This window comes from Streptomyces sennicomposti (genome assembly GCF_019890635.1).
Lineage (GTDB): Bacteria > Actinomycetota > Actinomycetes > Streptomycetales > Streptomycetaceae > Streptomyces > Streptomyces sennicomposti.
The window spans coordinates 88,825-101,666 of the sequence record NZ_JAIOAB010000009.1; the positions used below are offsets into that span (position 1 = coordinate 88,825).

11 protein-coding genes are annotated in these 12,842 nt (G+C 69.6%); 7 read left to right on the plus strand and 4 right to left on the minus strand.

Translation table 11 applies throughout. The features are described 5' to 3' along the window. Positions 1–8: 8 nt before the first annotated feature. Both K7787_RS08160 and rpsF read right to left on the minus strand, forming a co-directional pair. Positions 9–593 (minus strand): single-stranded DNA-binding protein, encoded by a 585-nt coding sequence (locus K7787_RS08160; RefSeq protein WP_009189555.1) that lies wholly within the window; start codon positions 591–593, stop codon positions 9–11. A 73-nt stretch (positions 594–666) separates the two neighbouring features. Beyond that, complete coding sequence (rpsF, locus tag K7787_RS08165; protein WP_009189556.1) at positions 667–957, minus strand: 30S ribosomal protein S6; 291 nt, start codon at positions 955–957, stop codon at positions 667–669. A gap of 288 nt (positions 958–1,245) precedes the next feature. Between rpsF and K7787_RS08170 the strand changes: the two genes are divergently transcribed. The 3 genes from K7787_RS08170 (at position 1,246) to K7787_RS08180 (ending at position 4,033) form a co-directional block, all read left to right on the plus strand. Continuing rightward, positions 1,246–1,566, plus strand: a complete 321-nt coding sequence (locus K7787_RS08170; protein ID WP_019981333.1) for a hypothetical protein — start codon at positions 1,246–1,248, stop codon at positions 1,564–1,566. 209 nt (positions 1,567–1,775) lie between these two features. After that, a complete protein-coding gene (gene femX / locus K7787_RS08175) occupies positions 1,776–2,897 on the plus strand; it encodes a peptidoglycan bridge formation glycyltransferase FemX (protein ID WP_009189558.1) in 1,122 nt (373 codons plus the stop codon). A gap of 104 nt (positions 2,898–3,001) precedes the next feature. Beyond that, positions 3,002–4,033 carry an alanine racemase gene (locus tag K7787_RS08180; RefSeq protein WP_009189559.1) on the plus strand — a complete coding sequence of 344 codons (1,032 nt, stop codon included), beginning with the start codon at positions 3,002–3,004 and terminating at the stop codon, positions 4,031–4,033. Between the two features lie 170 nt (positions 4,034–4,203). On the opposite strand, the gene K7787_RS08185 is transcribed toward K7787_RS08180, so the two are convergent. Together K7787_RS08185 and K7787_RS08190 are read right to left on the minus strand one after the other, a co-directional pair. Further along, positions 4,204–5,712, minus strand: a complete 1,509-nt coding sequence (locus tag K7787_RS08185; RefSeq protein WP_009189560.1) for a glycosyltransferase family 87 protein — start codon at positions 5,710–5,712, stop codon at positions 4,204–4,206. 106 nt (positions 5,713–5,818) lie between these two features. Next, positions 5,819–8,524: a transglycosylase domain-containing protein gene (locus tag K7787_RS08190; RefSeq protein ID WP_223000972.1), complete on the minus strand. Its 2,706-nt coding sequence runs from the start codon at positions 8,522–8,524 to the stop codon at positions 5,819–5,821. 398 nt (positions 8,525–8,922) lie between these two features. On the opposite strand from K7787_RS08190, the gene K7787_RS08195 reads away from it, so the two are divergent. The 4 genes from K7787_RS08195 (at position 8,923) to K7787_RS08210 (ending at position 12,711) form a co-directional block, all read left to right on the plus strand. Beyond that, the gene (locus K7787_RS08195) at positions 8,923–9,603 is read left to right on the plus strand and encodes a PadR family transcriptional regulator (RefSeq protein ID WP_019981330.1); all 681 of its coding nucleotides are present in this window, start codon (positions 8,923–8,925) and stop codon (positions 9,601–9,603) included. 44 nt (positions 9,604–9,647) lie between these two features. Beyond that, the gene (locus tag K7787_RS08200; protein WP_223000973.1) at positions 9,648–10,730 is read left to right on the plus strand and encodes an inositol-3-phosphate synthase; all 1,083 of its coding nucleotides are present in this window, start codon (positions 9,648–9,650) and stop codon (positions 10,728–10,730) included. 93 nt (positions 10,731–10,823) lie between these two features. Next, positions 10,824–12,086 (plus strand): MFS transporter, encoded by a 1,263-nt coding sequence (locus K7787_RS08205; protein ID WP_223000974.1) that lies wholly within the window; start codon positions 10,824–10,826, stop codon positions 12,084–12,086. A gap of 130 nt (positions 12,087–12,216) precedes the next feature. Continuing rightward, positions 12,217–12,711 carry an LppU/SCO3897 family protein gene (locus tag K7787_RS08210; RefSeq protein ID WP_009189566.1) on the plus strand — a complete coding sequence of 165 codons (495 nt, stop codon included), beginning with the start codon at positions 12,217–12,219 and terminating at the stop codon, positions 12,709–12,711. Positions 12,712–12,842: the final 131 nt, after the last annotated feature.

The window sequence follows — 12,842 nt, forward strand, 5'->3', positions numbered from 1 at the left end:
ACGAAGGCCTAGAAGGGAGGCTCGTCCGAGTAGCCGCCACCGCCGCCGGAGCCACCGCCCCAGCCGCCGCCGCCCTGGTTGCCACCGGCGGGAGCGCCGGTCGCCCACGGGTCGTCGGCCGGAGCGCCGCCGCCCTGCTGGCCGCCACCGGGGCCGCCGCCCCAGCCGCCGCCCTGCTGGCCGCCGCCACCGCCGCCGCCGTAACCGCCCTGGCCACCGCGGGCGCCACCGGAGGTCTTGGTGACCTTCGCCGTGGCGTTGCGCAGGCTGGGGCCGACTTCCTCGACGTCCAGCTCGTAGACCGTGCGCTTGACGCCCTCACGGTCCTCGTAGGACCGCTGCTTCAGCCGGCCCTGCACGATCACGCGCATGCCTCGCTGGAGCGACTCGGCGACGTTCTCCGCCGCCTGACGCCAGACCGAGCAGGTCAGGAACAGGCTCTCGCCGTCCTTCCACTCGTTCGTCTGGCGGTCGAAGGTGCGGGGCGTGGACGCGACGCGGAACTTCGCGACCGCCGCACCGGAGGGGGTGAAGCGCAGCTCGGGGTCGTCGACAAGATTGCCGATGACCGTGATGACGGTCTCGCCTGCCATGGGGAACCTCTCGGCGGGTGTGCTGGCTGCTGGTGCTGCTACTCGAATCCCGAGGCCGGCTGAGCCGAAGGGCTCAGTGGGTCTCGGGGCGGAGGACCTTGGTCCGGAGGACCGACTCGTTCAGGTTCATCTGGCGGTCGAGCTCCTTGACGACCGCAGGCTCGGCCTGCAGGTCGATGACCGAGTAGATGCCCTCGGGCTTCTTCTTGATCTCGTACGCGAGACGACGACGGCCCCAGGTGTCGACCTTCTCGACCTTTCCGCCGCCGTCACGGACGACAGAGAGGAAGTTCTCGATCAGCGGGGAGACAGAGCGCTCCTCGAGATCGGGGTCGAGGATGACCATCACCTCGTAGTGACGCATGTGGAACCCACCTCCTTTGGACTCAGCGGCCACGGTCGTTCCGTGGCAGGAGGGTTGTGATGCGTACGCAATCGTGTCTGCCAGTAAAACAGCCGGCACTGACAAGCGGGGTCGGCCGGCGGGATCGCCGGGCTGTCCTGCGCTCCGCCCGGAAGGCAGACACGGGTGCAGACGGTACAGAGTACCCGCACCCGTGCTTCCGGTTGAAATCGGTGGTCCGTTCCCGGCAATCTGGACACCTCGGGTGTGTACGGCGCTACCATGCGCCGCCCTTCGCAGGAGGTGCCCATGGCACAGACGATGCGACCGAACACCGCCGGCAGCGGCCTGCTCGCCACGGACGGCAAGCCCCATCCGCTCCAGGACACCCTGCTCCTGGTCACCCTGGTGCTCGGCCTGACCGCGTTCATCACCGGCCTCACCGCTCCCGGCCTGCATCTGCTCAGCTCCTGGGCCGGTCTGGTGGGCATCCTCACCGGCGCGTACGGCCAGTGGATCTCGGTGACGACACGCCAGCGCTTCGGGCTGATCCTCGGCCTCGGCGCCTCGGCCATCGGCTTCTTCCTCGGCATGTGGCACGGCGGCCCCTTCGGCGGTGTCATCGGCTGACCCGCTCCCACCGGACCCTCCTCGCGCGGGGACGTCCGCCGCACGGCGCGGACGCCCCCGTGGCGAGCACGCGAACGCCCCGGCGGGCGACGGGCCGGGACGAAGGTGGTGTGCGGCCAGTCTGCGCGCTCCCCTGGCGCAGTAGGCTTCGGCGCGAGAGCCGGAGCCCCTGAACCCATGGGGACACGCCAGCCCGAGGAGCGCCCCGAATGAGCCTGACCCTGAGGACCATCAGTCGAGAGCAGCATCTGGCCTACATCCAGAGCCTGCCGGCGGCGAGTCACATGCAGGTTCCGGCATGGGCGGACGTGAAGGCGGAGTGGCGCTCGGAGAACCTCGGCTGGTTCGACGACCGCACGGGTCAGATGGTCGGCGCCGGTCTCGTGCTGTACCGCCAGCTCCCCAAGATCAAGCGCTACCTCGCCTATCTGCCCGAGGGCCCGGTCATCAACTGGTTCGCGCCGAACCTGGAGGACTGGATCCAGCCGATGCTGGCGCACCTGAAGCAGCAGGGCGCGTTCTCCGTGAAGATGGGCCCGCCGGTGATCATCCGGCGCTGGAACGCCGAGACCATCAAGCGCGGCATCCAGGACGCCGACGTCAAGCGCCTGCGCGACCTGGAGGCCGACTTCATCGAGCCGCGCGCCTTCGAGGTCGCCGACAAGCTGCGCCGGATGGGCTGGCAGCAGGGCGAGGACGGCGGCGCCGGCTTCGGCGACGTCCAGCCCCGCTACGTCTACCAGGTGCCGCTGGCCAACCGGTCCCTGGAAGAGGTGCACAAGAACTTCAACCAGCTGTGGCGCCGCAACATCAAGAAGGCCGAGAAGGCCGGCGTCGAGGTCGTCCAGGGCGGCTACTACGACCTCGAGGAATGGCAGCGGCTGTACGAGATCACGGCCGTGCGCGACCACTTCCGGCCGCGCCCGCTGTCGTACTTCCAGCGCATGTGGTCGGCCCTCAACTCCGAGGACCCCAACCGCATGCGGCTGTACTTCGCCCGGCACAACGGCGTGAACCTGGCCGCGGCGACCATGCTGATCGTCGGCGGGCACGTCTGGTACTCCTACGGCGCCTCCGACAACATCGGCCGCGAGGTGCGGCCCTCGAACGCGATGCAGTGGCGGATGCTGCGCGACGCCTACGCCCTGGGCGCCACCGTGTACGACCTGCGCGGCATCTCGGACTCGCTGGACGAGACCGACCACCTGTTCGGCCTGATCCAGTTCAAGGTCGGCACCGGCGGCCAGGCGGCCGAGTACCTCGGCGAGTGGGACTTCCCGCTCAACAAGCTGCTCCACAAGGCGCTCGACATCTACATGTCGCGGCGCTGACCCCGCGCTCACCGCTCCGACTCCGGCGCAGGCGTCCCCGCCTCCGCCGCACCGCTTCATCCCTCTGACACACCGCAGCCAGGAGAAAGGTTCCAGGTCCGGCCATGGCGCTCACGCTCTACGTCGACACCGCGCGCTGGCGGGCGCACCACAAGCACGTGCAGGAGCAGTTCCCGGGACTGGTCCCGGTCTGCAAGGGCAACGGCTACGGCTTCGGGCACGAACGGCTGGCGGAGGAGGCCACCCGGCTCGGCTCGGACGTCCTCGCCGTCGGCACGACGTACGAGGCCGCACGGATCAAGGACTGGTTCGGCGGTGACCTGCTGGTGCTGACGCCCTACCGGCGCGGTGAGGAGCCCGTGCCGCTGCCCGACCGGGTGATCCGCTCGGTGTCGTCCATCGACGGCGTCTACGGCCTCGTCGGGGCCCGGGTGGTCATCGAGGTGATGTCCTCGATGAAGCGGCACGGTGTCACCGAGCAGGAGCTGCCGCAGCTCCAGTCCGCCATCGAGAACGTCCGCCTGGAGGGCTTCGCCATCCACCTGCCGCTGGACCGCACCGACGGCTCGGACGCCGTCGAGGAGGTCATCGGCTGGATGGACCGGCTGCGCGCGGCCCGGCTGCCGCTGCACACCATGTTCGTCAGCCACCTCAAGGCCGAGGAGCTGGTCCGGCTTCAGCAGCAGTTCCCGCAGACCCGTTTCCGCGCCCGGATCGGCACCCGGCTGTGGCTGGGCGACCACGACGCCACCGAGTACCGCGGCGCGGTCCTGGACGTCACGCGGGTGGCCAAGGGCGACCGCTTCGGCTACCGGCAGCAGAAGGCCGCCTCGGACGGCTTCCTGGTGGTCGTGGCGGGCGGTACGTCGCACGGGGTGGGTCTGGAGGCCCCCAAGGCGCTGCACGGCGTCATGCCGCGTGCCAAGGGCGTCGCGCGGGCCGGCCTGGCCACGGTGAACCGGAACCTGTCGCCGTTCGTCTGGGGCGGCAAGCAGCGCTGGTTCGCCGAGCCGCCGCACATGCAGGTGTCGATCCTGTTCGTGCCCTCCGACGCGCCGGAGCCGAAGGTCGGCGACGAGCTGGTGGCCCATCTGCGGCACACCACGACCCAGTTCGACCGCCTCGTGGACCGCTGAGCGGCCCGCCGCCGTCCTGCGTATGAGCGGCCCTCCGCCGTCCAACGCATGCCGAAGGCCGTACCCGGAACCTGCCGGGTACGGCCTTTCGTTCGCTCGCCGGGGGTCCTGAACCCCGGTGGGCAGCCGGCGCGGACCGGTGCGGTCCGCCGCGTCCGAACGCCGTTCGCTCAGAGCGAACGGTCTTCGGGCAGGGCCGCCGGGCGGCCGCCCCACTCCGTCCGGGCTCCCTCGAAGGGCCCCTCGTCGTGCGGCGCGTGGGCCTGTGCCCCGAGGACGAAGACGTCGTCCGCGCGGTCCAGCACACCGCCCGACGGGTCGTCGTCCCCCGTGCGGCGCACGACGTCCCGCTCCGGCCGGAGGATGTCGCGCACGACGATCGCGCACAGGTAGAGCGTTCCCGCCAGGTGCAGGGCGATCGCCCAGTGGTAGCCCTCGGTCGGCAGTCCCTTGTGGGCGTCCCCGCTGGTCGTGTACGCGAGGTACATCCAGATCCCGAGGAAGTACGCCACCTCGCAGGCCTGCCAGATCAGGAAGTCCCGCCACTTGGGGCGCGCCAGCACGGCCAGCGGCACCAGCCACAGGACGTACTGCGGCGAGTAGACCTTGTTGGTGAGGACGAAGGCCGCAACGATCAGGAAGGCGAGCTGGGCGAAGCGCGGTCTGCGCCGGGCGGTGAGCGCCAGGGCCGCGATCCCCAGGGCACAGAGCACCATCAGCAACGTGGCCCCGGTGTTCACGAAGTCGGTGCTGGGCGGGTCGGTCGACTCCTGCGACCAGATCAGCCAGAAGGAGCCGAAGTCGACGCCCCGGTCGTGGCTGAACCGGTAGAACTGCCACCAGCCGTCGGAGGCGAAGAGCATCACCGGCAGGTTCACGACGAGCCAGGCGACGACGGCGCCGCCCAGGGCACTGCCGAATTCGCGCCAGCGGCCCGCGCGCCAGCACAGCACCAGCAGCGGGCCGAGCAGGAGCACCGGGTAGAGCTTGGCGGCCGTGGCGAGACCGATCAGCACGCCGAAGGCCAGGGACCGCCCGCGGGACCACATCAGCATCGCGGCGGCCGTGAGGGCGACCGCCAGCAGGTCCCAGTTGATGGTCGCGGTGAGCGCGAACGCCGGCGCCAGGGCCACCAGCAGACCGTCCCAGGGGCGCCGGGCGTGCGTCCGGACCACGCACACGACGATGACGGCCGCGCAGACCATCAGCATCCCGGCGTTGACCATCCAGTACCACTGCTCCTGGTGCTGCATGGTCCCGCTGTGCGGGGTCAGCCAGGAGGCCACCTCCATGAACACCCCGGTGAGCACCGGGTACTCCAGGTACGGCATGTCGCCGGTGAGCTTGTCGAAGTAGGGCACCAGGCCGTCGGCGAATCCACGCCCCTGGTAGAGGTGCGGGATGTCCGAGTAGCAGGCCTTCGTGTACTGGGAGCTGGCGCCGAAGAACCAGCCGCTGTGGTAGCAGGGCGCCTTCTGGACCAGACCGAGGGCGAACATCCCGATCCCGACGAGCGCGATGACGCGCACCGGGGTCCACCAGGACGCCGCGAGCAGGGCACGCCGCCCGATCGGGCCGCCGATCAGCTCGCTGCCGGCTGCGGCGACCTCGTCCTGCCGGGTCGGCAGCACCGGGCCGGGCTCGTGCGCGCTCGCTTGCGTCGATTCAGCACTGGGCATGCGGACATCCTGCCGTATGCCGCTGGGAATACGCCGTGGGCCGCCGCACCCGGTGGGTGCGGCGGCCCATGTTTCACGTGAAACGGCCCGGCGGACGACGTCCCGGCTAGTTACCGAAGACGCCTCCTCTGCTGCCCCAGGTGCTGCCCTGGCCGCCGTCGCTCTCCCCGGACGACTCGCTGGAGGACGGTGACGGATCGGTGCCGCCTCCCGTGCCGCCTCCGTTGCCGTTGCCGCCGTTGCCATTGCCGCCGTTGCCGTTGCCGCCGTTGTCGGAGCAGCCGAAGAAACCGCAGATGGTCTCGGTCGGTGTCGGCGACGGGGTGGTGGCCGTCTCGCTCGGCGTGGGCGTCGGCGTCGGCGTCGGGCTGGACGTCTCGCTCCGGGTGGGCGAGGGGGTGGGCGTCGGGCTGGGCTCGGGGTTGACGATCTCGCCGATCGGCTGAGGCTCCGGGAACGACTTGGCCGGCTGGCCCGCCAGCGCCTGCGACATGTAGTCGTGCCAGATCTCGGCCGGGAACGAGGCGCCGTGGATCTTCTCCTTGCCGCCCGTGCCGAACATCGACAGGAACGTCCGCGCCTTGTTGTTCGCGTCGTCGTCGAGCCGGAACATGCTGATCGCGGTGGACAGCTGCGGGGTGTAGCCGACGAACCAGGCGGACCGGTTGCCGTCGGTGGTGCCGGTCTTGCCGGCCACCTCGCGGCCGGGCAGCTTGGCGCTGGTGCCGGTGCCCTTCTCGACCACGGTCTTCAGCACATCGGTCACGTTGTCGGCGACGTTCGCGGTGAACGCGGTCTTCGTGACGCTCTTGTGCGTGTAGATCGGTCCGTCCTTGCTGGTGACCTTCGTGACAGAGAACGGCTCGTTCTGCTTGCCGCTGGCGGCGAAGGTCGCGTACGCCCCCGCCATACGGATGGCGCTGGGGTCGGAGATGCCGATGGAGAAGGACGGGTAGGTGGTGCCGGTCAGGCTGTCCTTCTTCAGACCCGCGTCCAGCGCGGCCTGCTTGACCTTGTCCAGGCCCACGTCCATGCCGAGCTGGACGAAGGCGGAGTTCACCGACTCGCGCATCGCCTCACGCAGGTCGATCATGTAGTTGGGCGGGCTGCCGTACGACAGCTGGTCGTCGTTGGTCTGCAGCCACTCCTCGCCCTTCTCGTTCTTCCAGACGGAGCCGTTGTAGTTCTTGATCTTCAGCTTGTTCTTCCCGCTGAAGCGGCTCTTGGGCGAGACCTGGGTGCGCTCGTCCTGCGCCTGGATCTCGTCGCCGTTCGGGTCGCGGACACCGTCGCGCATGGCCGCCGCCAGCACGAACGGCTTGAACGTGGAGCCGACCTGGGCGCCGGTCGCGTCGGCGTTGTTGGTGAAGTGCTTGGTGGCGTCCTCACCGCCGTAGATCGCCTCGATGGCCCCGCTCGCGGGATTGACCGAGGCGCCGCCGAACTGGACGTAGGTGTCGTGGTCCGGACGCTTCTTGGGATCGATGTTGGCCTTGCGGACCTTGGTGACGGCCGCCTCCAGCTCCTGGACCTTCTTCTTGTCGAAGGTCGTGCGGATCTGGTAGCCGCCCCGCTGGAGGTCGTCCGCCGTGATCTCGGTGTTGTTGATGATGTAGGCCTTGGCCAGGTCGACGAGGTAGCCGATCTGGCCGCTCAGCCGGGTGTTCGACCGCGGGTTCTGCCACTTGGGGAGCGTGGTGTACTTGGCCCGCTCCGCGGCGCTCAGATGCCCGTACTCGACCATCTTGTCGAGCGTGTCCTGCATCTGCGACTCGGCCCGCCTCTTGTTGGCCTCGGCGGTGGCGGTCGGGTCGATCGAGGTCGCGCCGGCCGGGTCGTAGTACGTGGCGCCCTTGAGCATCGCCGCGAGGAAGGCGCACTCGCCCGGGTTCAGGTGGTTGGCGTCCTTGTTGAAGTACGCGCGCGAGGCCGCCTGGAGTCCGTAGGCGCCGCGCCCGTAGTACGCGGAGTTCAGGTACCCCGACATGATCTCGTCCTTGGGGACCTCGGCGCCGACCTTGATGGCGACGAAGATCTCCTTGAACTTGCGGGAGATGGTCTGCGACTGGTCGTTGAGCATCGCGTTCTTGACGTACTGCTGGGTGATGGTCGAACCACCCTGCGTCTGACCGCCGCGCGCCATGTTGAACAGGGCGCGCGCGATGCCCTTCGGGTCGATACCGCTGTCGGTCTCGAAGGTCTTGTTCTCCTGGGAGATGACGGCGTACCGCATCTCCTCGGGGATGTCCGCGTAGTTGATGATCTGGCGGTTGATCTCACCGCCGGTCCGCACCATCTCGGAGCCGTCGGACCAGTAGTACACGTTGTTCTGGGCGGTCGCCGTCTGGGCGACGTTCGGCACGCTCACCATCGCGTAGCCGACTCCCGCGATGGCCACCAGGCTGCCGACGAAGCCGATGAACAGGCCCGTCACGAGCTTCCAGGAGGGCATCCAGCGGCGCCAGCCGTCCTTGCCCACGCGCGGGTAGTCGATGAACCGCTTCTTGGCGGGCGGCGCCGTCCGGCCCCGGCCCCTGCCCGGCCCGCTCGGGCCCGGGTCCGCTCCTCTGCGCCGGCCGCCGCCGCGCTGCGCCGCGCGGCGTGCCTCGGCGCGCCCGCCGTAGGGGCGCTGGTCGCCTCCGGCGCCGTACGAGCCCGCCCCGTAGGAACCGGACCCGTAGGAGTCGGCGGGAGATCCGGTGGCGCCTCGCGGAGCCGCGCGGCGGCCGGAGGACGAACCGGAGGGACCGCGTCGGGCCGCGGCACGTCCGCCTCCCTGCGGCTGCGGCGGTTTGCGACGGTGCTCGCTCATCGAACGACTACTCCTCGGGCAGGCGCACCCGTGCGCGCCTGGAAACGGCGGCTGGTTTCCGGTCCCCCCGAAGTACGGATGTGGTCGGTCTCGCATTCACCCGTACTGCACCGGGGACGAGGACGTCCCCAGGCGTCACTCGGTTCCCGGTGGTCTGCATGGCGCACAGACTACGCACCGGCAAAACCCGCCGTGCCCCGAAGTTCACCGCAAACCAGGCAACTTGGTCTCAACGAAACAGGGATGTGATCCCGTTCACGATCCCCCCTCTTGTCGCGCGCGGACCGCCGTTCTATCGTCGTGATGTATCGAGTCGATACATCAGCGCGACATAAAGACCGTCACGGCACCCAGAACGGCATCCGCCAGCACCGGGTCGCGGCAGAGAGGAGGCGACGATGGGCCGGCGTTCCGGGATCCTCGAGTTCGCCGTACTCGGCCTGCTCCGCGAGTCCCCGATGCACGGCTATGAGCTGCGCAAACGACTCAATACATCACTGGGTGTGTTCCGCGCCTTCAGTTACGGGACGCTCTACCCCTGCCTCAAGACGCTGGTCGCGAGCGGCTGGTTGACGGAGGAACCGGGGAACACGGCCGAGGACGCCCTCGCCGCTCCGCTCGCGGGGCGCCGGGCCAAGATCGTCTACCGGCTGACGGCGGAGGGCAAGGAGCACTTCGAGGAACTGCTCTCCCAGACGGGCCCCGACACCTACGACGACGAGCACTTCGCCGCGCGTTTCGCCTTCTTCGGGCAGACGTCGCGCGATGTGCGCATGCGGGTGCTCGAGGGGCGCCGCAGCCGGCTGGAGGAGCGCCTGGAGAAGATGCGCGCCTCCCTCACGCGCACCCGGGAACGCCTCGACGACTACACCCTCGAGCTCCAGCGCCACGGAATGGAGTCCGTGGAGCGCGAAGTGCGCTGGCTGAACGAGCTCATCGAGAGCGAGCGGGCCGGACGCGACCTCAAGGGGTCCGCCGGGGGGACCGCTCAGCAGGACACCACATCTGGAACGACGGGCGGCCTGCCCCGGACCGGGGAGCCGCCCCGGCCGGATACGCCCGGCGACACCGCCACGTGATGCCCGCTCAGGGCTTCACCGAGTACACACAGGGAGCAACCGGAATGGGTTCGGTTCGCGTAGCCATCGTCGGCGTGGGCAACTGCGCCGCATCGCTGGTGCAGGGCGTCGAGTACTACAAGGACGCCGACCCGGCGGCCAAGGTCCCGGGCCTCATGCACGTGCAGTTCGGCGACTACCACGTGCGTGACGTCGAGTTCGTCGCCGCCTTCGACGTCGACGCGAAGAAGGTCGGTCTGGACCTCGCGGACGCCATCGGCGCCTCCGAGAACAACACCATCAAGATCTGCGACGTCCCCTCCACCGGTGTGACGGTCCAGCGCGGCCACACCCTGGACGGTCTCGGCAAGTACTACCGCCAGACCATCGAGGAGTCCGCCGAGGAGCCGGTCGACGTCGTCCAGATCCTCAAGGACAAGCAGGTCGACGTCCTGGTCTGCTACCTGCCCGTGGGCTCCGAGGACGCGGCGAAGTTCTACGCCCAGTGCGCCATCGACGCCAAGGTCGCCTTCGTCAACGCCCTCCCGGTCTTCATCGCCGGCACCAAGGAGTGGGCGGACAAGTTCACCGAGGCGGGCGTCCCGATCGTCGGCGACGACATCAAGTCGCAGGTCGGCGCCACCATCACGCACCGCGTCATGGCGAAGCTGTTCGAGGACCGCGGTGTCATCCTGGACCGCACCATGCAGCTGAACGTCGGCGGCAACATGGACTTCAAGAACATGCTCGAGCGCGAGCGCCTGGAGTCCAAGAAGATCTCCAAGACGCAGGCCGTCACCTCCCAGATCCCCGACCGGGAGCTCGGCGAGAAGAACGTCCACATCGGCCCGTCCGACTACGTGGCCTGGCTCGACGACCGCAAGTGGGCCTACGTCCGCCTCGAGGGCCGTGCCTTCGGCGACGTCCCGCTGAACCTGGAGTACAAGCTCGAGGTCTGGGACTCCCCGAACTCCGCCGGCGTCATCATCGACGCCCTGCGCGCCGCGAAGATCGCCAAGGACCGCGGCATCGGCGGCCCGATCCTCTCCGCGTCCTCGTACTTCATGAAGTCCCCGCCGGTCCAGTACTTCGACGACGAGGCCCGCGAGAACGTCGAGAAGTTCATCCGCGGCGACGTCGAGCGCTGACGGACCGCTGAAACCGCTCCTGCCAGGGCTGTGAGGGCCCCCGGACGCACCGCGCGTGCGCCGGGGGCCCTCGCGTATGTGAGGCTGTGCCCCATGGCCGTCGTCCGTGACCTGCGCGTCCTGCTGCGTCTGCGGGACTTCAGGCACCTGCTCGCGATACGGCTGCTGTCCCAGAGCGCCGACGGCGTCTACCAGGTGGCTCTCGCCACCTATGTCGTCTTCTCCCCGGAGCACCAGACCTCGGCCGCCGCGATCGCCTCCGCCATGGCGGTGCTGCTGCTGCCGTACTCCCTGGTCGGCCCGTTCGCCGGCGTCCTGCTGGACCGCTGGCGGCGCCGCCAGGTGTTCCTGTACGGCAATCTGGCGCGCGCGGTGCTGGCCGCCGCCACCGCCGCGCTGATGGTGGCCGGCGCCGCGAACTGGCTGTTCTACGTCTCCGCGCTGTGCGTCACCGCGGTCAACCGCTTCGTCCTGTCCGGCCTGTCCGCCGCGCTGCCCCGGGTGGTCGACGCCGAGCGGCTGGTGATGGCCAACTCCCTGTCGCCGACCGCCGGCTCGCTGGCCGCTTTCGCGGGCGGCGGCCTCGCCTTCGCCGTGCGCCTGGCCGGGGCGGACTCCGACGCGGCCGTGGTGCTGCTGGGCGCCGCCCTGTACCTGTGCGCGGCCCTCGTGTCGCTGCTGACGGCCCTCGAACTGCTCGGACCCGACCGCCCCGCGGCACGGCCGCGGCTGGGCGCCGCGCTGACCGGCACGGTCCGCGATCTGCTGGCGGGCGTGGCGCACCTCGCCGAGCCGCGGCGCCGGGAAGCGGCTGGCGCGCTGGCCGCGATGACCCTGATGCGGTTCTGCTACGGCGCACTGACCGTCCTGGTGCTGATGCTGTGCCGCTACGGTCTGACGTCGAGCACCGATGCGGGGCTGCGGCTGCTCGGACTGGCGCTCGGCTTCTCCGGCGCCGGGTTCTTCGTGGCCGCGCTGGTGACGCCCTGGGCGGCGGGGCGGCTCGGGCCGATCCGGTGGATCGTCGTGTGCGCCGGGACCGCGGCCGTCCTGGAGCCCGCCCTCGGTCTGCCGTTCGCCGGCGGCCCGCTGCTGGCCGCGGCCTTCGTCCTGGGGCTGACCACCCAGGCCGCCAAGATCGCCACGGACACGGTCGTGCAGTACGAGGTGCGGGACGCCTTCCGCGGCCGGATCTTTTCGCTGTACGACGTCCTCTTCAACGTCGCCTTCGTCGGCGCCGCGGCCGTCGCCGCGCTGATGCTGCCGCCCGACGGCCGCTCGGCCGCCCTGGTGATCACGGTCGCCGTCATCTACGGAGCGATTGCTGCGGCTATGACCCGGTATACGCGCCAGTAAGTGTCACATCAATGACACAGACCCCCCGGTGAGGTACGGGGATGTCAGTGGGGGCCTGTAGCTTACGTGCGTCTTATGTCGACGCCATGTTCGCGTCATCGTGCCTACGTTTCTCTAGGGGGACCCCCAAGTGACCACTCCGCCGCCCCAGGGCCCGAACCCGTACGCCCAGGCGCCCGCCGCTCCCGTGGGGCAGCAGCCCGGTCAGCCGGGAGTCCCTCAGCAGCCCTACGCCCCGTTCCCGCAGCAGCAGGGCGCGCCGGTTCCCCCGCCGCCCGCTCCGGCCGGCAAGCGCTTTGGCAAGAAGGCCGTGCGCATCATCGGCGCGATCGTCGTCGCCGTCATCATCGCGGTGCTGAAGTTCGGCGCGGGCTGGTTCCTGACCCGTGACGACGCGGAGACGACCTCGGTCGGCTCCTGCATGCACAACGACGGCACCATGTCCAAGCCCGACCTCCAGGACGTCGACTGCTCGTCCGCCAAGGCCGAGTACGAGGTTGTCCAGAAGTTCGACGGCTCCACCGACGAGAAGAAGTGCGAGACCGTCGCCGCCGCGACGATCTCCTACGTCCAGTACGGCGGTGGCCACGATGTCGTGCTCTGCCTGAAGGAAGCCAAGAAGTAACAGCGGTACGCATGACGAAGGGGCGATGTTTCACGTGAAACATCGCCCCTTCGTCATGTCCGGTGCGCGGACCCCCACCGGGGAGGCCAGGGAATGCCGACCCGGCCGGGGCCGTGTTTCACGTGAAACAT